Origin of the sequence: Campylobacter curvus (assembly GCF_013372125.1) — a bacterium.
Classification (GTDB): Bacteria; Campylobacterota; Campylobacteria; order Campylobacterales; family Campylobacteraceae; genus Campylobacter_A; species Campylobacter_A curvus.
This window is the reverse complement of sequence record NZ_CP053826.1, coordinates 217,179-239,910: the sequence shown is the minus strand read 5'-3', so window position 1 is coordinate 239,910 and position 22,732 is coordinate 217,179. Positions and strand designations below refer to the sequence as shown.

At 43.0% G+C, this 22,732-nt stretch carries 20 protein-coding genes; 12 read left to right on the top strand and 8 right to left on the bottom strand.

Features of this window, described 5'->3' with window-relative positions; genetic code table 11:
- Positions 1 to 5 precede the first annotated feature (5 nt).
- Positions 6 to 1,130 (top strand): hypothetical protein, encoded by a 1,125-nt coding sequence (locus CCVT_RS01215; protein WP_018137458.1) that lies wholly within the window; start codon positions 6 to 8, stop codon positions 1,128 to 1,130.
- Between the two features lie 39 nt (positions 1,131 to 1,169).
- Here CCVT_RS01215 and CCVT_RS01210 read toward each other — a convergent pair whose 3' ends face one another.
- The 3 genes from CCVT_RS01210 to CCVT_RS01200 all read right to left on the bottom strand — a co-directional run bounded on the left by CCVT_RS01210 (position 1,170) and on the right by CCVT_RS01200 (position 5,435).
- Positions 1,170 to 2,243 carry an epoxyqueuosine reductase QueH gene (locus CCVT_RS01210; RefSeq protein ID WP_018137457.1) on the bottom strand — a complete coding sequence of 358 codons (1,074 nt, stop codon included), beginning with the start codon at positions 2,241 to 2,243 and terminating at the stop codon, positions 1,170 to 1,172.
- A 124-nt stretch (positions 2,244 to 2,367) separates the two neighbouring features.
- Positions 2,368 to 2,925 carry a hypothetical protein gene (locus tag CCVT_RS01205; protein WP_018137456.1) on the bottom strand — a complete coding sequence of 186 codons (558 nt, stop codon included), beginning with the start codon at positions 2,923 to 2,925 and terminating at the stop codon, positions 2,368 to 2,370.
- Positions 2,926 to 2,927: 2 nt separating this feature from the next.
- Positions 2,928 to 5,435 (bottom strand): molybdopterin-dependent oxidoreductase, encoded by a 2,508-nt coding sequence (locus tag CCVT_RS01200; protein ID WP_018137455.1) that lies wholly within the window; start codon positions 5,433 to 5,435, stop codon positions 2,928 to 2,930.
- A 215-nt stretch (positions 5,436 to 5,650) separates the two neighbouring features.
- On the opposite strand from CCVT_RS01200, the gene CCVT_RS01195 reads away from it, so the two are divergent.
- Positions 5,651 to 8,896 carry a DUF748 domain-containing protein gene (locus tag CCVT_RS01195; protein ID WP_018137454.1) on the top strand — a complete coding sequence of 1,082 codons (3,246 nt, stop codon included), beginning with the start codon at positions 5,651 to 5,653 and terminating at the stop codon, positions 8,894 to 8,896.
- Here CCVT_RS01195 and CCVT_RS01190 read toward each other — a convergent pair whose 3' ends face one another.
- Positions 8,897 to 9,322, bottom strand: a complete 426-nt coding sequence (locus CCVT_RS01190) for a hypothetical protein (protein WP_018137453.1) — start codon at positions 9,320 to 9,322, stop codon at positions 8,897 to 8,899.
- 114 nt (positions 9,323 to 9,436) lie between these two features.
- Between CCVT_RS01190 and CCVT_RS01185 the strand changes: the two genes are divergently transcribed.
- The 8 genes from CCVT_RS01185 to CCVT_RS01150 all read left to right on the top strand — a co-directional run bounded on the left by CCVT_RS01185 (position 9,437) and on the right by CCVT_RS01150 (position 14,787).
- Complete coding sequence (locus CCVT_RS01185; RefSeq protein WP_018137452.1) at positions 9,437 to 9,640, top strand: tautomerase family protein; 204 nt, start codon at positions 9,437 to 9,439, stop codon at positions 9,638 to 9,640.
- Positions 9,637 to 10,134 (top strand): thioredoxin-dependent thiol peroxidase, encoded by a 498-nt coding sequence (bcp, locus tag CCVT_RS01180; RefSeq protein WP_018137451.1) that lies wholly within the window; start codon positions 9,637 to 9,639, stop codon positions 10,132 to 10,134. The genes CCVT_RS01185 and bcp overlap by 4 nt, the downstream gene beginning before the upstream one ends.
- A gap of 51 nt (positions 10,135 to 10,185) precedes the next feature.
- Positions 10,186 to 10,845, top strand: a complete 660-nt coding sequence (locus CCVT_RS01175) for a thiol:disulfide interchange protein DsbA/DsbL (protein WP_018137450.1) — start codon at positions 10,186 to 10,188, stop codon at positions 10,843 to 10,845.
- A gap of 106 nt (positions 10,846 to 10,951) precedes the next feature.
- Positions 10,952 to 11,866: a branched-chain amino acid transaminase gene (locus tag CCVT_RS01170; protein ID WP_018137449.1), complete on the top strand. Its 915-nt coding sequence runs from the start codon at positions 10,952 to 10,954 to the stop codon at positions 11,864 to 11,866.
- A 16-nt stretch (positions 11,867 to 11,882) separates the two neighbouring features.
- Positions 11,883 to 12,977: a prohibitin family protein gene (locus tag CCVT_RS01165; RefSeq protein WP_018137448.1), complete on the top strand. Its 1,095-nt coding sequence runs from the start codon at positions 11,883 to 11,885 to the stop codon at positions 12,975 to 12,977.
- Positions 12,978 to 12,990: 13 nt separating this feature from the next.
- A complete protein-coding gene (gene hisIE, locus CCVT_RS01160) occupies positions 12,991 to 13,716 on the top strand; it encodes a bifunctional phosphoribosyl-AMP cyclohydrolase/phosphoribosyl-ATP diphosphatase HisIE (protein ID WP_018137447.1) in 726 nt (241 codons plus the stop codon).
- The gene (locus CCVT_RS01155; RefSeq protein ID WP_018137446.1) at positions 13,706 to 14,236 is read left to right on the top strand and encodes a DUF2393 family protein; all 531 of its coding nucleotides are present in this window, start codon (positions 13,706 to 13,708) and stop codon (positions 14,234 to 14,236) included. Before hisIE ends, CCVT_RS01155 begins: the two co-directional genes overlap by 11 nt.
- Positions 14,236 to 14,787 (top strand): DUF2393 family protein, encoded by a 552-nt coding sequence (locus tag CCVT_RS01150; RefSeq protein ID WP_026175557.1) that lies wholly within the window; start codon positions 14,236 to 14,238, stop codon positions 14,785 to 14,787. The genes CCVT_RS01155 and CCVT_RS01150 overlap by 1 nt, the downstream gene beginning before the upstream one ends.
- On the opposite strand, the gene CCVT_RS01145 is transcribed toward CCVT_RS01150, so the two are convergent.
- Together CCVT_RS01145 and CCVT_RS01140 are read right to left on the bottom strand one after the other, a co-directional pair.
- Positions 14,784 to 15,476: a response regulator transcription factor gene (locus tag CCVT_RS01145; protein ID WP_009649559.1), complete on the bottom strand. Its 693-nt coding sequence runs from the start codon at positions 15,474 to 15,476 to the stop codon at positions 14,784 to 14,786. The two genes, CCVT_RS01150 and CCVT_RS01145, sit on opposite strands and share 4 nt — an antisense overlap.
- A complete protein-coding gene (locus CCVT_RS01140) occupies positions 15,466 to 17,469 on the bottom strand; it encodes an ATP-binding protein (protein WP_018137444.1) in 2,004 nt (667 codons plus the stop codon). Before CCVT_RS01140 ends, CCVT_RS01145 begins: the two co-directional genes overlap by 11 nt.
- Before the next feature lie 152 nt (positions 17,470 to 17,621).
- On the opposite strand from CCVT_RS01140, the gene CCVT_RS01135 reads away from it, so the two are divergent.
- Positions 17,622 to 20,072: a molybdopterin-dependent oxidoreductase gene (locus tag CCVT_RS01135; protein WP_018137443.1), complete on the top strand. Its 2,451-nt coding sequence runs from the start codon at positions 17,622 to 17,624 to the stop codon at positions 20,070 to 20,072.
- Between the two features lie 2 nt (positions 20,073 to 20,074).
- The gene (locus CCVT_RS01130) at positions 20,075 to 20,623 is read left to right on the top strand and encodes a cytochrome c (protein ID WP_009649829.1); all 549 of its coding nucleotides are present in this window, start codon (positions 20,075 to 20,077) and stop codon (positions 20,621 to 20,623) included.
- A 53-nt stretch (positions 20,624 to 20,676) separates the two neighbouring features.
- On the opposite strand, the gene CCVT_RS01125 is transcribed toward CCVT_RS01130, so the two are convergent.
- Both CCVT_RS01125 and purF read right to left on the bottom strand, forming a co-directional pair.
- Complete coding sequence (locus CCVT_RS01125; RefSeq protein ID WP_018137442.1) at positions 20,677 to 21,384, bottom strand: hypothetical protein; 708 nt, start codon at positions 21,382 to 21,384, stop codon at positions 20,677 to 20,679.
- The gene (purF, locus tag CCVT_RS01120) at positions 21,381 to 22,718 is read right to left on the bottom strand and encodes an amidophosphoribosyltransferase (protein WP_018137441.1); all 1,338 of its coding nucleotides are present in this window, start codon (positions 22,716 to 22,718) and stop codon (positions 21,381 to 21,383) included. The genes CCVT_RS01125 and purF overlap by 4 nt, the downstream gene beginning before the upstream one ends.
- Positions 22,719 to 22,732: the final 14 nt, after the last annotated feature.

Genomic DNA, 22,732 nt, shown 5'->3' with positions numbered 1-22,732 from the left:
ACTTTATGGAAAGCGCAAAATGGGTAAAACTATTTTTTTTAATTTCTTTTATTTTATCATTATTAATATGCATAATTAATTATATAGTAGATCCTTACAAGTTATACGATACAAATTTTATAAAAAACAAAACGCAATTAGAAAAACAAGAAACGCTCGTAAAAACCATAGATGTTCAACGAATAAAACCAAAATCTATTATACTTGGCACATCAAGAGCTAATAAAGGATACAATCCAGAGCATAATTATTTTATACAACCAGCATATAACTATGGAAGATCTGGCGCAAGTATTTATGAAATTTTAAATTTTTTAAAATTTACACTTAAAAATAGCAAACTAGAGCAGGCCTTACTAGTTGCAGACTGGTTCTCTTTCAATGATATAAAAATGAAAGAAATTAACGATATTGAAACATATAATAATATAAATGTATTTTCATATCTTAATAATACTACTATGTTAAAAGACAGTATCCTAAATATAAAAGAACAATCTTACAGTATTTATTCAAACCATGGGCAAAGATTAACCAAAGATATCCAAGATTTTATAAGTAAAACAGGTGGGCATCTAGCGGTAACAAAAAATGACGAAAAAATATATTACAAAGATTTCAATACAAATTATACATATAAAGATACGGGCAAAAGCTCTTTTGAAGATTTCAAAGAAATTTTAAAAATTTGCCACGAAAATGAAGTAAATTTAGACATCATATTTGGACCTTCTCACATCAGGCTGTGGGAGGCATTTGCCTACTATCACGACTACGAACTTTGGCTAAAATGGAAAAAAGACGTAGTGCTAGCCAACGAAGAAGTGGCAAAAGAGCTTGGCAAAAAGCCTTTTAGGATTATGGATTTTTCAGTATATCACGCATTAACTAGTGAGCCCTTTCCGCTAGATCCGGCTGCAAAAATGAAATATTACTGGGAGGCTAGCCACTATAAAAGCGAACTTGGCGATATAGTGCTAGATAGACTAGCTGGCAAAAAGGGCGAATTTGAGGGCTTTGGCGTGGAGCTAAATAGTACAAATATAGACGCACATTTACAAAATTTACGAGACGCAAGAGCTAAATTCATAGATACGAGAGCGTATCGTAAAGAAGTTTTTGGCGAGTAAATTTAAGCGTTTTAACCCGCATAAATTTACCCCTTAAATTTACTCCACCACGAGCACCTCGCGGCTATCGTTATAAAACACGTTTTTGGCGTAAATTTCATATCGTCCGACCGGGATTTCATCCAGCACGATTATCGGATTGTGGCTAAATTCCCCGCACAGCTCGCGGCGCAAATTTAGCTCCGCTTCCACGCCGATAGGCTCACGGCAAAGCTCGCGCACGCTGGCAAATTTCGCCCCTGCTAGCTCGTTAAATTTAGCCAAATTTAAAAGCGTCACGCCGTCTCGCAGCTCGTCGCAAATTTGCGCGACCTCGCTCACGCTAAATTTCACGTTTTCGCGTTTAAAATTCGAGTATTGCAAAAAGTAGCTCGCGACCACGCGCCCGTCAAATTTCACGAGCGCGCGCAGCAGGCGGTAGTTTAAAAAATATTTGCGCGATAGGTGAAATCTCTCACCCCGCTCCTCGCACCCACGTACCCGCTCGTAGAGTGCGAGCCGCTCCTCGATACTGCCCGGCAGCGCGCGACCGCGCACGTCGCTCATCAGCTCGGCGATCGGCAGCCCCTGCGCGTCACGCTGTTTAGAGAGCCCAAAGACGCAGCCGCAGTAGTTTTGATGATAGAGCTTGTCCTTTTTGGCGAGCTCAAACTGCTCGTTCGTGCCGCCGTTTTTGCGGTAGTCGATGGCAACTGGCGTTAAATTTGTCCCCGCCACCGCGCGGTTTAACGCCGCTTCAAGCTGCGCGAAGTCCTTTTTTGGGCTCATGAGCAAGGTCGTCGTGACCGATGTTTCGCCTATTTCAAGGGCTTTTCGCGCCGAGTTTCCCACGCGAAATTCAAAACAATACACACACCGCTTTCCCTTTTCGGGTTCGTTTTCAAGCCCCTTCGTGCCCTCTAGCCAGCTTTCGTAGTCGTATTCGCCGCAGATGAGGTCGATGCCAAGCGCACCGCACGAGCGTTTGACGTCGTGAAATCTCATCAAAAACTCGCTATACGGGTGGATATTGGGATCGTAAAAATAGCCCACCAGCCGCTCGTTTGGGAAGTCCGCGCGCAAACGGCGCAAAAAGTAGTGACTATCGACGGAGCAACAGATATGAACGAGCAAATTTAGCCTTTTTTGCTTGGATTATACTTAAAAATTTTAAAATTTATCGCGGGACTTAAGTTTGTATTTTGCAACAGTAAAATAATTTAAGATATTTAGCGCCCATGAACGAGCGCTAAATTTTTTACTCCGTCGGAGCTTTACTTTGTAAAAATCTCACTACCTCTTCAAACTCCTTTGGCTCAAGTGCCGAATTTGCTATCATCGTTTCAACCACGCTAGGCCAGACATTTACGTTAAATTCATCATATCCATGCAAGGCATGACAGCCGCCACAGCGCTCTTTGAAAAGATTTTCTCCGTTAGCGTAAATTTGAGCGATATCGGGAACGAGCGCATCTTTTTTGACATATCCTTTTACGCTGACCTCCCCCCACTCGTTATCGTAGTCATCTTTGACTTTTTTTACGATCTTCAAAATTTTGGTGCTATTTGCCTGAAGGTCTTGCTCTAAAATGCCGAGTCTAGCATAAGCGATAGTGCTATCTTCGGGCACGAAACCTATATACTCCACCTGTGCGTATCCTCCTTTTTGCCCAAGCTCTTTAACTTTCGCTCCAACATGCAAGGTGGCGATCTCCTTGCCACCAGCCTTGTCAAACATCGGTATGATGTCCGCGACATACGCATCTGCACCAAAGGTCAAACAAGTAGCCGCCACAAATGTTAAAATTTTCTTCATTTTTATCCTTTTTTACTAAATTTTGGCTGTGAAAATACCCTTATCTCAGGCAGATCTTTTTCGTATTTTTCTATTTGCACGAGTGCAGTAGCTTGGTTGCCGCAAGCTAAATTTGATGTAGGCTCGTTTGGTATCAAAGTATTAACGTTTCCATGCGCACAAAGCCCATCGTTACCTTCTACCGGATCCCACCAGCCACCTTCTTGCATCCTTACGACTCCTTTTTTGACGGCATCAGTCACGATGACACCGCCTAAAATTTCACCTCTATCGTTAAATATCCTGACGATATCGCCACTCATGAGTCCTCTAGCCTTTGCATCCTCAGGATGTATCCACACAGGCTCTCTGCCTTTGACCTCTTCGAGATTTCGTAGCCATGTATTATCAAGCTGAGAGTGGAGGCGATATTTTGGGTGCGGACTGATCAAATTTAGCGGATATTTTTTAACTAGCTCTTTGCTACCTAGCCACTCCATAGGCTCCATCCATGTCGGATGTGACTTGCAATCACTCAAATTCGCCTTTGCTATCTTTTTAGATACGATCTCTATTTTACCAGATGGTGTTCCCAGGCGGTTTACGATAGGATTTTTCCTAAAATCAGCCATTTTTACAAACTCTTTCGCGCTTTGAGGCACTTCAAATTTAGCATATCCTACTCGCCAAAATTCATCAAAATTTGGCATTTTTAGTTTACTTGCATCGGCCTTTTTCTTTGATGTTTCGTAGAAAAATTTGATCCACTCCATCTCACTTTTACCCTCGGTAAAGGCGTTTGCTTCCTTTTCGCCAAAGCGTTTTAGGATACCGGTATAAATTTCATAGTCGTTTTTGGCTTCGCCGTAAGGCTCGGCGATTTTATGCATCGCGATTATAGCCTTATTGGTATGAATTTTGGTGATATCATTTCGCTCTTGCTCGGTCGTAGCAGGTAAAACTATATCAGCCATCCTCGCACTCGCTGTCCAGAAGCAGTCCTGAACTATAAAAGTATCTAGCTTTTCAAACGCTTTTTTCATTTCATTTGTACCAGGGTGATGGTGGAAAGGATTACCGCCTGCCCAATAAACCAGCTTGATATCTGGATATGTCAGCTTCTTACAATTAAAGTCTATCTCTTTACCTGGGTTGTTTATACAATCAACTATACGAGAAACAGGAATAGCTAAATTTTCACGACTTTTCCATTCGCCATCGACACTTGGTATGATAGACATACTGCCAAGCCCTGGAAATGCCGAGGTCGCCTGAGCTTTACCGCTGTTTAGACTTAAAGCGTTTCCAATCGGTAGAGCCGGAGACGGACATCCGCCGTCAGAGTAGTGATAGCCAAAGCCGTATCCACCGCCAGGAAGTCCGATCTGACCGATAAATGCCGCAAGCGTGGTCGCCATCCAGTGAAACTGCTCACCATGGTGAGCTCTTTGCGGACCCCAGCCGCACATCAGCATAGTGCGTTTCGAGCCAAAAAGTTTGGCAAGTTCTTTTATCTCCTTTTCACTCACGCCTGAAATTTCGCTCGCCCATTTCGCATCTTTTTTAATGCCGTCCTCGGCTTCGCCGCGTAAATATTTCTTAAATTCCTCGGCTCCGCTAGTGTATTTTTTTAAGAAATTTTCATCAGCCACCCCAGCTTGCATCATCTCGTAGCATATACCCATCATCATCGCCACGTCAGTCGTTGGATTTACATGGATATGCTCTGCGTTTAGATAGGCTGATGTGTTGTTATACACAGGATCTATGACTATGACGCGGATACCACGCTTTTTCATTTGCTCTTTTAGCTTCCTAAAATAAATATAGCTTTCATGATCTGGTACACCCCATGCTATTTGATTCGTATTTATAGGGTCAGCACCCCAGATCACGACGACTTCGCTCTCTTTTAGTATCACGGGCCATGCCGTCAAAAGCGCTCCCGTATCATCAGTACCTACAACATAAGGCGTAATAGCGCGAATAGCGTGAGTCGAATAAGTAAGTGTCCTGGTCGTATATCCACCGATGATATTTAGCATCCTACCAAGCAAAGTCTGAGGATTGTTTACGCTACCCACACTATACCAGCCATAACTACCGCCAAATACCGAAGGCGCACCATGATCTTTGTAAACCCGCTTTAGTTCGTTTGCTACCAGGTCATACGCCTCGTCCCAGCTGATCTCGACCCATTCGTCTTTACCTCGCATGCTCTTATCGCTTTTATAGCCGTCTTTTAGATAACCCTTTCTCACGCTTGGTTTTGCGATACGAGTTTGATCGTATGTCCTCGCTACTACGCCTTCAGTCAATGTGACCGGATAAAAATCAAGCTCGTTTGCATCGGTCGCACCTTCAAAACGTCCGTTTTTGCTATGCGCTTTTAATGGTCCAAAGTGCGATGCCGTCATTTTAGCTTCTTCATCGTTCATTAGGCTGTTGCTGATCATATCGATAGCACTTGCACTACTCGCACCTATGGCGCTGCTCGCCGCTACGCCCTTTAAGAATTCCCGTCTTTTCATGTTTTCTCCCTTTGAAAATGTGGTTATTTTGGTTAAAAAGATTGTATTACTTGTTGTTTAAGGATTTTCTTAAAAATCTAGTTACACAATGAAGTTAAATTTTTATATTTATAAAATTTTAATATTCTCCGAATTTATATCTCGTTTTCGCCCGCACTAACTAAAATTTAGCTTTTTTGAAGTAAAATCACTCCAAAATTTTCAAGGCTTCATCCATGAACAAAAATAAAAAAATCGCTATCATAACAAGCTGCGTAGTCGCTGCATTGCTGCTTATTTACACGCTTTTTGGCTTTTACGGTGTGCCATATATCCTAAAAAACGTCGTGCCAAACAAGCTAAAAGAGATGAACGTCAGCCTTAGCCTAAACGAGGTGAAATTTAACCCTTACACATTCGAGCTAAACGTCACGAAGCCCGAGCTGAACACGACCTCACCGCTTTTTAGCGGCGAGCAGATAGACGTAAAGCTAAAGCCGTTTTTAATATTTAAAAAGCTGATCGCGGTGGATATTTTAAGGCTTGAAAAGCCCGATATCAGGATATCAAGAGATAAAAACGCGAGTCTAAATTTAGCCCCTTTTCTAAGCGACTCAAACAACACGAGCGAGGAGAAAAGCTCACTAAATTTCGCCCTAAATACCGCCAAGATCGTCAAAGGCTCGTTTGGATACAGCGACGAAAATTTGACGCATCCTTTCAATGTCAAATTTAACGATATAAACTACGAAATTTCAGGCATAAACACCGAGCTAAACAGCATAGGTAAGCATAGCTTCGACTCAAACTCCAGCCTAGCTCAAAAGATCGGCTGGCAAGGCGGCGTAGATATCTCTCCGCTTAGGATCTATGGCGTTTTAAAGATAAACGAATTTAGCATAAAGCCCGTCGCCATCAGCTTTATCGACGATCAAAGCTTCCAAATAAAAAATATGATAATAGACACAAAGCTTGACTACGAGCTAGCAGCCGATAAAAACGCCACTTCGATAAAGCTAAAAGATAGCTTCCTGACGCTAAAAGCGCTCGAGGCGGTACTCGAAAATCAAAATATGAAATTTAGCGAGCTAAATATACCAAACATCGTATTTGACGCAACTATCAGTGATAAAAGAGATCTCAAGCTAAATTTAGACACCATTGCGCTTAAAGAGCCGTCATTTGAGGGCGGTATATCTTTAAATACAAAGGAGCTAAATTTAAGCAGTCTCGCGCTACATGCAAATATCGATGAAAACAGCAGCCTTAGCCTAAATACGGCGCTAAATTCAGCATATATAAGCGCCGTATCGCTAGGACAAGGCGGCCTAAAAATAGCGAATTTAAAGGATATGAACGCGAGCGAGCTTAACGCCAGTATCCATGGTGGCGCTATTTTGGCGGGTGTAAAAAATATAATCGCAAGCTCACTTGATGCAAATATCGGTAAAAACGGCACTGCAAGCGTGGCAAGCATCACTATAAATGCACCGAAATTTACGCAAGATACGAATGCCAGCTTCCTTGACATAGTCGGTGTAACGGCGCAAAATATCGGCGCAAAGGCTAAAAATAAAGAATTTGCAAGCATCCAAGATATCGATGTGAAAAATATAAATTTCAACCTCGCAAAAACAGCCCTAAACATAGAAAACATCGACATAAACAGGCCAAAATTTACCTCAGATATAACAAACAAAGGCCTTAGCGTCACAAACGATCTCGCACTCGCTTCTCAAAATAGTAAAAGCAGCAAGCAAAACGGCGAAAGCGGATTTAAATTTAGCGTGAAAAATAGTGCCATAAACGCAGCCGATATCGGCATAAACCATATCTTTGAGGGTCAAAAGATAGCTCATAAATTTGACAACCTAAACATCAAAGCTCAAAACATATCACTCGAGCCAAAGTCGCAAATGACCGCGCAAATCGATATGAAAAGCTCGCAAAAGCTAAATTTAAGCTGCGACGCGAAAGTCATCCTCGAGCCTTTGAGCGTGGATGCGAACGTGAAGCTTGCGGATACGAACCTGCCGCATTTTTTTGCCTATGCCAAAAGCTATCTTGACGCGAATTTAAAAAGCGGGGCGCTAAATTTCGAGGCGAATTTAAAATATCAAAAAGATCTGAGCCTAAAAGGTAAGGCTAGCGTCCAAAACATCGCCCTAGATGACGGCAACAAGCAAAAGGTGCTGGCATTTAAGAGCCTTGACGTGGCTAAAATTTCACTGCTGAAAAACAATCTAAATTTAGAGCAAGTGACGTTAAATTCGCCTTTTATCAAAACTCATCTAAACAAACAAAGAGAATTTAACCTAAGCAAGCTCGTCATTAAAAAAGACGAAAAAGAGGTCAAACCGCAGGCAAAAACGGCCAAAAGCAGCGATGGATTCGACTTTGCCGTCAAGGACTTCAGCATCAAAAACGCAGAGGTGGATTTCTCCGATGCATCCTTGTTCATGCCGTTTGCAACGACGATCACAAAGGTCAACGGCAAGCTATCGGATATCGATAAAAGGCATCCTTGCGCGGGAGAGTTTGAAGGTATAGTCGGTAAAAACGGCTTTAGCAAGATCACGACGAAGCTTTTTGTCTACGAGCCAAAACAAAACACGCAAATAAAGCTTGACTTCAAGGACATAGATCTGACCGATATCACGCCTTACAGCGGGCAGTTTGCAGGATATAAGATCGCAAAAGGGAAGCTGAATTTAAACCTCAACTACGACGTCAAAGACTCCAAGCTAAACGGCTCGAATTTTGTAAATTTCGACTCGCTGACGCTTGGGGAGAAGGTCGAGTCCAAAGATGCCGTAAATTTACCGCTATCGCTTGCTATCTCAATACTAAGTGATCAAAACAATCAAATAAACATCGATCTGCCGGTCGAGGGCGACCTAAACGATCCTGACTTCAAATATGGCGGCGTCATCTGGGCGGCGGTAAAGAAGCTCTTTGCCGACATCACGCTGGCTCCGTTTAGATTTTTAGGCGCGGCTCTTGGCATAAATAGCGAAAAGCTAAGCACCATAGACTTTTTACCAAACGACAGCGAGCTAATAAGCTCCGAAAACGCTAAGATACCGGACTTCATAAAGCTAACGACGGCAAAGCCTAAGATGAAGCTAAGCATCACGCCAAGCTACTCTGACATCGACGAGCTCGCGATAAAAAACAAAAGGCTGGATAACAAGATAAACCTCATAATCACTCAAGATAAAAAGGACTATATGGGCGCGCTGGCTTCGCTCGTGCCAAATGAAAAGAGCCAGGACGAAAAGGTCTTAAGAGAGGCTGCGCTCAAAAATATAGAATTTAACGAGCAAAATTTGATAGAGCTGGCGAATCAAAGGGCTCAAACGATCAAAAACGCTCTAAAGGCCGCGGGGCTAGCGGAGGATAGGATAGTCGTAAAAGAGCCCGAGAAAACCGATGCGAAGCAAAACACCTATGTCAGCGTGCCTATGGGTGTAACAAACTAGCTAAATTTCGTTTATCTCGCTACTTCTGGCGTTATAAACGAACCAGCTAAGCAGCATCACCATCAAATAAAGCCCGCAAAGCAAAATGATGTAAAAATAGGCGCTAAAAACGGCTGAATTTTGCTCTGCGTGGCTTAGTAGATTTATGTTGTGAAGCCCGATCATGACGCCTACCAAAGAGAGCAGATAGCCGCAAAGCTTGATGATGAAAATTTTAGGATTTACAGCGGCTATCAGCGCACCGACTGCCATGACGCAAAGTGCCGTCAAAGCGTAGTTAAATTCGGGGCTTTCTTGTTTGAAATTTAAATATAACCCCGCCGCCAGCACACCGATGATCGCTGCAAATACGATATAAACGGCTCTCTTACGGCCAAGATCATACACAAAACAGACAAAGCCTTTATTTGGTTTGTTATAGTCCATTTCATCTCCTTAAATTTCAAAATTTATGTTATTTTAATGTGTCAATGTTAAACAAAAGCTTTAATCTAAAATTTTAATGTTTTTGGTTAAAATTTTGCTTTCAAAGGAGAAAATATGCCTTTCATAAACGTAAAAATGGCGGGTCCCGAGCCATCAAAAGAGCAAAAAGCAAAGCTCGTCGAGGAGATGACCGAGGTCATGGTGCGCGTGCTTGGCAAACAAAAAGAGCGCGTGATGATATTTGTAGAGACCTACGAGCCTGACAGCATCGGGCTTGGCGGCAAAACGATAGAACAGATAAAAAAGGATAGCAAATGAGCGAATTTAGCAAAGAGGATATGGAGCGCAAAGTAACGCTTGAGGCAGGTGACAAAGCGCCAAATTTCGAGGCTCTCAACCAAGATGGCGTGAAAGTCGCTTTAAAAGACTTCATCGGTAAAAACGTCGTGCTTTATTTTTACCCGAAGGACAACACTCCGGGCTGTACGACCGAAGCTTGCGAATTTAGCGCGAGCTATGATGATTTCATCGCAAACGACACGGTCATAATCGGCGTCAGTCCCGACAGCGTGAAATCTCACGTAAATTTCATCGCTAAACAAAATTTAAAGCATATATTGCTAAGCGACGAGGATAAACAAATATCCAAGCTTTACGGCGTCTGGCAAGTCAAGAAAAACTACGGCAAAGAGTATCTTGGCATCGTGCGAACGACCTTTGTCATAGGCAAGGACGGCAAAATTTTAAAAGTATATAAAAGCGTAAAAGCCAAAGATCATGCGGCTAAGGTTTTAGAGGATCTGGCAAAATAGGCTTTAAAAATATCTTGCTAATAAGCCAATATCAAAGATAAGGAAAAACAAATGAAAACATCCATCTTGAGTAAAATCGTAAAAATTTTAGCGCTAGTTTCGTTTTTGAGCATCACGGCGTCAGCAGCCCAGGAGGGAGTTGATTATCAAGTGTTACAAAAACCTCTAAATGTCCCTAAAAACTCCGTAGTCAAGGTCTTTAGCTACGACTGCCAGCACTGCTACAAATTTGACAAAAGCGTTACCAAAAAGCTCATGTCAAAGCTTGAAGGGGTGAGATTTATCCCGTATCACCTAAGCTCCAAAGGCAAGCTCGGAGAGACGGCGAGTAAAATTTTTGCATCCTTGATCGCTATCGACGAAGCTAACGGCACGGATCTGCTAAGCGACGAGTCGAAATTCAAAAAGGCAAAATTTGCGATCTACAAAGCAAGACACGATAAAAACGATGATTTTGACAATGGCAAAGATAAGGCGCGTTTTATCAAGCTAGCCCTTGACACAGCGGGCGTGAGCCAGGACGAATACGAAAAAAGCCTCGCCTCCGCCAGAGCACAAGAGCTCTTAAATGCGTGGTTTGACTCGTATGATGTGGCCGTTATCAGCGGTGTGCCGGCCTTTGTAGTAAGCGGCAAATACCTCATCAACCTAGACTCCGCCACCTCGATAGACAAGATGGCTGAGATCGCAAAAGAGCTTTTGGCGAAATGATAAAAGCTAAAATTTCGGTGGCTCTGGGTCGCCGAAATTAAAATTTAAACCATTTTTTGATACACTCTGCGAAATTTTAAAAATTTTTAAACAAGAAAGGTCTGGGATGAACGCTTCGGAATTTATCTGGATGGATGGGAAACTCGTAAAATGGGACGATGCTAAGGTGCATGTCCTAACTCACTCGCTTCACTATGCAAATGCCGTATTCGAGGGCACAAGAGCATATAAAACGAACAATGGCCTCGCTATTTTCAGGCTGCAAGATCATACAAAAAGGCTCTTTAAATCGGCAAAAATGACCGCTATAAACGTGCCTTACACGCAAAAAGAGCTTGAAGACGCGCAAATAGAGCTACTTCGCGCAAACAAATATAACGGCAACGTCTATATCCGCCCGCTTATATTTTTAGGATACGGTGTGATGGGCGTATCTCACACGAAAGCTCCCGTCCAAACTGCGATCGCTTCATGGGAATGGGGTGCATATCTAGGCGATGAGGGGCTAGAAAAGGGCATTAAGGTCAAAATTTCAAGCTTCACCAGAAATTCAGCCGCCAGCCAAATGGGTAAGGCAAAAGCCAGCTCGAACTATCTAAATTCGCAAATGGCAAACTACGAAGCAAAAGACGCCGGCTACGATGAGGCGCTCTTGCTTGACGGTGAGGGCTTTGTAGCGGAGGGTCCTGGCGAGTGCTTTTTCATCGTTGAAAACGGCGCTCTCATAACCCCGCCAAACGATAACAGCCTGGTCAGTATCACCCAAGACACCGTCATCAAGCTAGCTCACGACCTAGACATCGAGGTTCGTAGAGAGCGCATCACGAGAGATCAGGCATATACCGCAGACGAGGCGTTTTTTACCGGTACGGCAGCCGAGGTCACGCCTATTAGCAACATCGACGGACGCGTCATAGGCAGTGGTGCTTGCGGAGCGGTGACTAAACGCTTGCAAAAAGCCTATTTCGACGTGGTCTACGGACACAATAAAAAATATCAATCATTTTTGACATACATTTAAAATTTAAAGGAAAATAATGCCAGCAGATTTGAACGACTATTTCAATAAGCGCAAACCAAGCGGTAATGACGGCGACAAAGAGCCTAAGATAAATTTCAAAGCTCCGAAACTGCCAAGCGGCTTTGGTAAATTCGGCACATTAGCTTATATCATAATAGCCATTATCGCCATCTTGGTCATAACTCAGCCCTTCGTCGTGATAAATTCAGGCGAGGTAGGCATCAAGGCCACCGCAGGAAAATACGAACCAAACCCGCTTCAGCCGGGATTTCACTTTTTCGTGCCGTTCATCCAAAAGGTCATCGTGGTCGATACCAGAGTGCGACTCATCAACTACACATCGGGCGAGGATATGGGCGAGTCGGTGCAAAAGTCATTTCAGGGCTCTGGTGCGGGCATAATCCGCAAAAATTCCATCTCAGTGTTAGATGCTAGGAATTTGCCGGTCAGCATCGACATCACCGTGCAATACCGCCTAAATCCGGAAAACGCACCACAGACTATCGCGTCTTGGGGCCTTAGCTGGGAGAGCAAGATCGTAGATCCCGTAGTGCGCGATGTCGTGCGAAGCATCGCGGGCAAATACACGGCTGAGGAACTCCCGACCAAGCGTAACGAGATAGCCACTCAGATAGATGACAGCATAAGAAAAGATATCGACGCTCAGCCAAACCGCCCGGTAGAGCTCTTGGCCGTTCAGCTACGCGAGATCATCTTGCCTGAAAAGGTAAAAGAGCAGATCGAGCGCGTACAGATCGCAAAACAAGAGGCCGAGAGGACCAAGTACGAGGTCGAGCGCGCAAATCAAGAGGCTCTTAAAAAGGCTGCCCTTGCAGAGGGAACGGCAAAGGCCGCCATAATCGAAGCCAAAGGTAAAGCCGACGCCGTCAAGATCGAAGCAGACGCACAGGCCTATGCAAACAAAGAGGTCGCTAAGAGCCTGGATGAAAATCTACTCACCCTAAAACAGATCGAAACGCAGGGTAAATTCAACGAAGCGCTTCGCGACAATACGGACGCTAAAATTTTCCTAACGCCGGGTGGTGCGGTGCCAAATATTTGGGTCGATACCAAAGACAAAGCAAAGCAAAGCTCCGCTACGCAAAGATAAGAAAGGATAAAGCATGCTCGATCTACACATCGACTGGCAAAAGGTCTCGGGCATGCTGCCTGTCATCGTCTGCGAGCACGGAAGCAACGAAATTTTGATGCTCGCATACATGAACGAAGAGGCGCTGAGTCTAAGCCTAAAAAGCGGATTTGCGCACTATTTTTCTCGCACCAAAAACCGCATCTGGAAAAAGGGCGAGGAAAGCGGTAACACACAAAAAATAGTAAGCGCCAAGCTAGACTGCGACAATGACACGCTCTTGATAAGCGTCGTGCAAAATGGCGGCGTCGCGTGCCATACCGGGCGAAAATCATGCTTTTTTAACGATATAAATTTACAAAATTTTGAAATTTCACATGCGGACGATGAAATTTCAAAGCCAAAATACGATGTCATCAACGAGCTTTATCACATCATAATGGACAGGAAACTAAACGCAGACCCAAAGACGTCCTATGTAGCTAGCCTATTTAAAAAAGGTGAGAATTCTATACTCAAAAAGGTCGGCGAAGAAGCAACGGAATTTGTAATGGCATGCAAAGACGCAAGTGCCCATAAAAGCGAGGATATGGCCAAAAATACAAAAGCTGCGCTGATATACGAGGCAGCCGATCTGTGCTTTCACTCTATGGTCGCACTGGCCCTCCACGATATACACCCGGACGCCGTGAAAGAGGAGCTAAAAAGGCGCTTTGGCATGAGCGGCATAGAGGAAAAAAGATCGCGCGATGATAAGTAGCATAAAGCAAAACATATTTTTTGTTCTTGCAAATGCCCATTTCATCGATTATTTAGTGTATGGCTGGATATTTATAGCTTTTATTTTCATCTTATTTCTTGGAATATTTTTTGCTTTAAAATCATGGTGGCAGATAGGTTTTTTGTTTATAATGGCCGATTTGTTCGCGCTTTTAGCGGGGTTTTACTACGCAAACGATGCACTTAGCCAAAATTTAAGACCGGTCGAGATAAGCGCTATAAATGCAAAACAGCTGACATATTCAAATGCCTTGATGATCGACTTTAACGTGACGAATCGTTCAAAAAAGATGCTAAATGTATGTAAGATCGATCTTGGCTTTTACACGGTATCAAAGCAAAAGAGCAGAGACTTTTTAAATTCTCTCAACCCCTTTGCCAAAAAGACGATAGTGCTTCGTGAGCCGTTCATACCGGGCGAAGTCAAGCAAATAAAGGACTTTGTCAACGAATTTTCCTTTATTGATTACAATATAACCAAAAAAGCGGAGTGTTTTTGATGAGCCTGAGCTATTTTACCATCGTGCATATCATCGTGATATTGGTGATATTTTTGCTCTCGATGTTGCTTTTGGTGCTGTCGATGAGGGCTGAGCGCAAGCTTTTTTGGTCGCTTTTGTTTATAAATATCCTAGTCTCTACGACGCTTTGCGTGTTTTTGATGCTCGTTTTGGACAAATACACAAAAAAAGGCAGCCTTGAAAATGTCACGAGCGAGAGGATCTTGATAAACGAAAGCATCGCGTTTAAGGGCAAAGTCCGCAATGTAGGGAATTTTACGCTGACTCACTGTACTCTTAGCGTAAGGCTGGTGAATCGTCCGCAAAACAGAGACGGACATTTCAAGGAAATTTTTAAACCTAGCGGGCTTACGTTTTTTTCATCGCTTTTTAAAAGCGAAGATAAAGACGAGAGACCAAATGCCGTCGAATATAAATTTGACGTGGCTCAAAATTTACAAAAGCAAAGAAGCGTGGATTTTATGGTGAGTATGCCATACCCGCCGTATTTTGAAAACGTTATGCACATCACGAAGCTTAGTTGTTATTAATCTATATCGATCTTATACCCGATGCCCGAGATATTTTTTATGAGTTCAGGATAAATTTTGCTCCTGATCCTATTTATAAAATTTCTAATAGTATCCAGCGAAGCGAATTTTTCATTCCAGACATATGACTCTATCGCGTCAAACGATACGACTCTGCCGATATTTTTGATAAGTAGATATAAAAATCGCTGCTCGGTCCTGGTCAAAACGACCGCATCACCGTCTTTATACAAGATCCTTGCGTTCATATCATAGATAAAGCCATTTTTTAGATCGATAGTATTTTGGGCTAAATTTTGGCTATTTGTGATCGCCATTAGCATAGATATCATCAGCTGGCGCCTATCAAAGGGCTTTTTTAAAAATCCACTACTTTTTAATGATATGGAATTATACAAATTTTCATCGGTATCATAAGCGGTTATAAATATAATTGGCACGGCAGGGTCTATCTTCCTGATCTCTTGAGCCATAGAAATTCCGCTCATATGAGCCATATTGATGTCGCTTATTATGAGATCTATTTTATTTGCATTAAAGAGTTCCAGCCCCTCTTCGCCGTTGCCAGCCGTATAAATTTCATTGATATAAGGCGCAATTAGACTCTTGACAATATTTTTTAAATTTTCATCATCCTCGACAAAAAGCACATTAGTGTCTTTTAAATTTTCAAAAATTTTATTGTCCATTTTTATAAAGCACCACTGAAAATATCGTTGGATTCGAGGCATGGCTCAAAATGATATCTCCGTTTATTTTCTTATCAAAAATCAACTTGCACAGATAAAGCCCCATACCTGTCCCCTCCTTGCCCTTAGTCGTGAAAAACGGCTCGAAAATGTGCTCTTTTATATCATCACCCACGCCAGCACCATTGTCCTCGACGTTTATAATATATCTCGTTTCCTCTTCAACGATACTTATTTTTATATAAGCTTTAAAATTCTCATCAAGTAGCTTCCTTTTTACGAGCTCATCTTTTGCATTTGATATCAAATTTAGCAAAACCTGTTTGATATAGGACGAATAGCTCGTTATCTCGTAGTCTTTTATCTCGTAATCAGCTTGTATATGTATGCCTTTTATCGTGATTTGAGGCTTGCATATATACAAGATATCATCCATTATGTCAAGCAGGTTAAATTTCGTCTCCTGCAAGCTTTCCTTGTAAAAATTTTTAAAGATATTTATCGTCTCGTCCATTAGTTCTATATTTGTCCTAGACTCACCAAGTCGCGAAAGTACTTCGCTTTTTGCATTATCTTGTATACGAATCTGCTCTATTTTAGCCTCTATGTCGCTTACTAGCAGCAAAAGCGCATTTAATGGCTGCCTCCACTGATGAGATATAGCCGAGCTCATCTCGCCAAGCGCCGCCATTTTAGAATTTTCTATCAAGATCCTCTCTTGCTGCTGCCTATTCATCTCAAGTTGCGTCTCATGCGTCATATCATAGGCGACTATCATAACGCCTTCAAATTTATCGCCCTTTTCCAAAAGCGGTATGACGCGGATGCCATAAAAGCAGTCTCGTATATTTTTCTTGACTAGGATATTTTTATTCGTATCGCTTTTTACTTGCTCAAATATATCCGCATCGTTAAATAAATAAAATAGCTCGCTTATGTTTTTACCGATAAATTCTTTAAATTTCAGCGAGAAAATTTTCTCGAAAGTTTTGTTTATGAACGTTATCTCGCCATTTTTATCGGTAATCACCAGTCCGTTTATCGAGCTTTTGGAAAATAAGCTAAGAAAGTGCTTGTTATCGTTGATCCTCTTTTGCGAAATATACATCCAAACCGATATACAAACGCCAAAAATCATCAAAAATAAAAATACTAAAAGATTGTTGAGTGTCTTTGCGTTTAAATTTTCATAAATTTTATCCTCTTCTAATATAGAAACGAATATCCACTCGCCGTATGCGATCATATCGTATACAAAGATATATTTTTTGCCATTTATCAAAAACCTGCCGCTTCCTTGTTTTTTATTGTATATGGCAAATAAAATTTTCTCGACATAAGCGTCCGTATAGTCTATGATCTGCTTTGTGGAGTCTAAAATTTTAGCCCCGTCCGTCATCAAAAAAGCCGAGCCGTATTTGGAAGGAAAAAACGAAGCCATCTCTTTTTGAAAGGCATCTAGCTCAAAATCGCCAACCAATACATTATCGAGTTTATTGTTTTTATATATCGGTACGGCTATTGATATGACGTATTTTTTTAGCTTCGTATCTATGTATGGCTCGGTAAAGGAGGTTTGCTGCTTTGATTTTACGATCTGATGCCAAGGTCTTCGCTTGACATCGTAGTTTGAGTAGTATTTTATCATGTCATATTTATCACTTGAAATGACCTTGTTTGTGTCGCTATATCCCACATAAACCTCTGAAAATCCAGCCGTTCTGGCCAAAATTCTAAGCACGTCCCTTATGAGGTCGTAGTCCTTGTCTGCATCTTTTGACTTGACAAATTTCGCCGTCTCTTCCAGCAACTTTTTTTGATTGCTTATACGCTCGTCTATCCTGGTCTTATAGCTTTGAGCCATGCTTATTTGATTTGAGACGGTCAAATTTAAAACATACTCTTTATTGTCTTTATAGTTTGCATAAATAAGATAAAAATAAAAAATGAAAAATATAGGGAAAAAGAAGATTATTATATATTTCGTATTCATTTTTCGGGCTCTTACTCGTTTTTGCCATGTATTATATAACACTTAAATAAAATTTTCTAATTGTTATATGTTTGTTATACTTTAACAATATAATTACAATAAATATAAAATTTTACTTTAAGACTAACCACAATTCTTTAAAGGGAGAACATATGAAAAGACGAGATTTTCTAAAGAGTGTTGGCGCCGTCAGTGCCATTGGTGCAAGTAGCGCCAGCGCTATCGATCTGGGCGGAGAGTCTATCCTAAGCGATGATGACTTTGTTATGAACGCTAGCCACTATGGCGCACTTTGGGGTAAAGAGAAAAACGGCCGCTTTGAAATTCTTAAAGAATTTGAAGGCGACAAATATCCATCATCTATGCTTCAAGGTATCGTTGCAAGGACTTATGATCCAAGTAGGATAACCGCTCCTTGCGTCAGAGAGAGCTATCTAAAGAAAGGCTATAAAGCCGATCCGTCACTTAGAGGTAAAGAGAAATTTGTAGAGATCACTTGGGAAGAGGCCTATGATCTTATAGCAAAAGAGCTAAAAAGGGTTTATAAAGACTTTGGCTATCCAAGCGTTTATGGCGGTAGCGTAGGCTGGTATGGCGTAGGAAACGTAAATAACCCGCAAGCTCTAGTAGGTAGGATGTTGCAGGTTGCAGGCGGATACTGCAAAAGAAGCTACACTTACTCGGCTGGTGCTATATCTGTCATTACTCCACATGTCACAGGAACGAACGAAGCCTTCGTCGCCTCTGCATCTTGGGATAATATATGTAAAAATACGGAAGTATTCGTACTTTGGGGCTCCGATATGATAAATACAAATCAAATCGGTGAGCATATCCCGACCCATCATCAATACGAAGACTTTAAAAATTTAAAAGATCAGATCAAAAAACGCGGACTAAAAGTCATCAATATAGACCCTATACAAACGACTTCGGCTGATTATTACGATGCAGAGCACATAGCGCCATATCCGAATACCGATGTTGCCTTGATGCTTGGTATCGCTTATCATTTAGCCGACAAAGGGCTTGCAGATCAAGAATTCTTAAAAAAATATACCAGCGGTTATGCACAATTTGAAGAGTATCTGTTTGGCAAAACCGACAATACGCCAAAAACCCCTGCATGGGCAAGTAAAATTTGCGGTATAGACGAAGCAAAGATAAAAGAGCTAGCCGAGCTTTTCGCTAGCAAAAGAACGATGCTTCATAGCGGTTGGGCGCTACAAAGAAACGACCACGGCGAACAGCCTTGCTGGATGATGATAACTTTAGCCGCTATGCTAGGACAGATCGGACTTCCTGGCGGCGGATACGACTTTGCTCTACACTACGAAGCACAAGGAAGTAAGGTAGCTAAATTCCCGGGTCTTGAGGCTGTAGCGGGCTCAGTATCTGCAAAAGGCGAATGGAGCACAAGAGAAATTCCGACTATACCTTGCGCCAGAATAGTAGACTGCATCAAAAATCCGGGCAAAGAGATAGAATTTAACGGCAAAAAGATAAAGTATCCGGACTTTAGAATGATCTACTGGGCCGGAGGAAATCCAGTCCACCACCATCAAGATGTAAATCAGCTGATAAAAGCGCTTCGCTCCAGGATAGAGACTTTCGTCATGCAAGATTGCTTCTGGACAGCCACTGCAAAGATGGCCGATATAGTCTTGCCTGCGACACTTGAGTGCGAGAGAAACGACATAGCAAAAGCATCTAACGGAAGCTATATCTTTGCTATAAAACCGATAGTAAAGCCTTGGTGCAACGCAAAAGACGACTATGAAATTTACTCAAATATCCTAAAAAGGTTTGACAAGGCTGCGTATGACGCCTTTACAGAAGGCAACGAAGATAGCCTAAGCTGGGTCAAAACACTTTACGAAAGATCAGTCGCTCGCGGAAAAGAGATGGGCATAGATATGCCAAATTTCGATGAATTTTGGAAAAAAGGATATGTTGAATTCGAGCTTCCAAAAGAAGATGACTCCGTAAGGCTAGCAGGCTTCATACAAAATCCAATGACAAACAGACTAGGAACTCCGTCCGGAAAAATAGAAATTTTCTCAAGAAAGATAGCTAAATTTAACTACAAAGAGTGCAGAGCCTATCCTAGCTGGTTCGAGCCGGTAGAGTGGCATGGCGACAAGAACGCTAAAGACTATCCTTTGTCACTTGTTTCACCACATCCAAAATACCGCTTGCACGCTCAGCTAAACAATACTTGGCTAAGAGATCTTGAAGAGGCGCAAGAAAGAGAGCCTGCTTGGATCAATCCGCAAGATGCTAAAAAATACGGCATAAAAAACGGCGATATCATAAAAGTAAGCTCCAAAAGAGGATCGATACTAGCAGGAGCGATCGTAACCGATAAGATAAGGCAAGGCGCTATCCGTATCCAGGAGGGCAGCTGGTACGATCCGCTCGACTGGTCTAAAAACGACTCTTTGGAAGTGCATGGGGCCGTAAACGTCCTAACGGTAGATAAATCTACAAGTGAGCTAGCGCAGGCTTGCTGCATCACGGCAAACGTGAAAATAGAGAAATTTAAAGGCGTAGCGCCGCTAGTAAAAGCGTTTGAGCCGCCAATCATCATCAAAAAAGGATAAAAATGAAAAAAAGCAATGCTTTAGTAGTCGGTTTTATTCTACTTAGCTCTCACCTGTTCGCAGGTGAGGCTTATGTTACACAAAATTACGATAGCTCGGTAGGGAAAATTTTTGCCGGAGCCAAAGTAGATGAGATCAAAAAAGATAGCGATCACTCGCTAGTAAAATATACCGGCTTTATCCCGGCCGGTAGCACTATAGCTTATGCTAGACACGGGTTGCTCGAAAAGGAGATAGAGCTAAACGCTGATACAAAATATGAAAAAATCAGCGAAAAGCCCGACGAATACGACACGGTATGGACACAGGTAAGCTTCGAGCTAACACTACCTACAAAGATACTCTCCTATGATAAAAAACAAGTGGCAAATCAAGGCAAAGAGCTATTCGAAGCCAGGTGTAGTACCTGCCATCCTCTCCATCCGTATGATGAATTTGGCGTAAATGTTTGGCCCGGCATAATCGAAACGATGAAAGAAAGGGCGAATTTAAACGATACGGAGTATTCACTGGCCGTAAGATTTTTACAAAGCAAAGCTCCGACCGAATAAAAAGAAGGGGCACTTAGCCCCTAAATTTAGCGCTGACCGCTATAAGCTAAATTTCACATCCCGCAAAGCACGACTAATAGCCTGCCTTGTTTTTTAACATCGTTTAAAAACAGCTCACTTTCGCTTGCAGTAAATTCCCTCGTCTCTTTTAGGGCGTTTTCGTCCTCTATCTCATAATAAAAGCTTTTATTTTCGATCTTTGCGCCCTTTTTATAGATAAATTTCGCGTCGATGATACTTGCGAAAAATCCACCCTTTTTTAGATAATAATTCGTCACACTCCTCACGCGTATTGGCTCGTTTGCTAAAAATTCCTCGCAGACATGGTCTTTTGCGCTATAAACTATGCTCTCCACCATGCCCGTGCCGATCTCGTAAAATTTAAACGACTTCGCCCTTTGAAGTGCGCTCATCTGCTCTTTTGAGCCGGGATCGATGGGTGAGTTTGTGTCTAAATTTATGATGATATTGTTTTTGCCGTGCGCCAGGCTATACATGTCGCCTATTTTATGGACGATGTAGCGCTCACCGGTAGGCGCTCTAAATTCGGCGCTTCCCACAAGAGGCATCGTCGCATTAGTCTCCTTCATCGCGCCAAAATTTTCGCCTCTTTTAAAGCTTATTTGCATTTTCGTGCCGTTGTTTTCGATATATGGCGTCCAAACGGGCTCGATCTGCGGTGGTGGTGTCGGCTCAGCATCTCTTGCACAACCTGCAAAGAGCAAAATAGCGAGCACGGGCAGGATTTTTAAAATTTTCATTTTATAAAATAATCCCCGTCAAAGCTAACGAGCGAGTATTTGCGCTCGGAGCCGATACTTGCGACCAGCTCGTCGATGTCTAAAAATTCAAGGCTGTCCGCGCCGATATACTCGCGCACCTCCTCGCAGCTTTTGTTCGCGCTGATGAGCTCGGCAAAGCTTGGCGTGTCGATGCCGTATCTCTCGGGAAATTTAAGCTCGGGGCAAGCGACTTTAAAATGTATCTCCCTCGCACCCGCATGCCGCAGCAGCGCCACGATCTTTTTGCTGGTCGTGCCGCGCACGATGCTATCATCGACCACGACAACGCTTTTGCCTTTTAGCACCTCGCTCATCGGGTTTAGTTTGAGCTTGACTTTGAGGTTGCGCATCTCTTGGGTTGGCTCGATGAATGTACGCCCGACGTAGTGGTTTCGCACGATCGCCGCCTCAAAGGGCAGTCCGCTAGCCTGCGCGTATCCAAGCGCAGCCGGCACGCCGCTATCGGGCACTGGCACGACGAAGTCCGCTTTCACGCGGCTTTTTTTGGCTAACGCTGCGCCCATTTTTTTGCGCACTTCATAGACGTTTTTGCCGTCTATGACGCTGTCTGGGCGCGCGAAATAAATATATTCAAACGCGCAAATTCTGCTATCTGGCTCAAAAAGCTGGATACTTTCAAATTTATCATTGCCGTGCTCAAATACGATCATCTCGCCTGGGCGCACCTCGCGGATGAACTGAGCACCCACTAGATCAAACGCGCAAGTCTCGCTAGCGACGATGTAGCCGCCGTCTTTTAGCCGTCCCAGCGAGAGCGGACGCACGCCCCAGCGGTCGCGGATAGCGAAAATTTTGTGGCGCGACTGGATCAGCAGACAATACGCCCCGACGATCTTGCTAAGCGCGTAGATGATGCGCTCTTGCAGGTGCGGGCTATGGTTTTGGGCGATGAGATGGATGATGTTTTCGGTGTCCATGTTCGAGCTAAATATCGCGCCGTTTTCGATAAGCTCCTTGCGGATCTCGTCTTTATTCACGAGGTTGCCGTTGTGTGCGAGTGCGATAGATCCAAGCGCGTAGTTTTCGGTGACGGGCTGGGCGTCCAGGATCGAGTCCGAGCCCGCGGTGGAATAGCGGTTGTGCCCGATCGCCATGTCGCCTTTTAAAATTTCAAAACTGTCCTTGCCAAAGACCTCGGTCACGAGTCCGCGATTTTTGATCGTTCGTATCTTGCCCGCATCGTTCGCGCTGATACCGCTAGACTCTTGACCGCGATGCTGCATCGCAAATAGCGCGTAATACGCTGTTCTCGCCGCATCTTTTGAATTTATCACCCCGACTATCGCACACATTTTTAAGCCTTTAT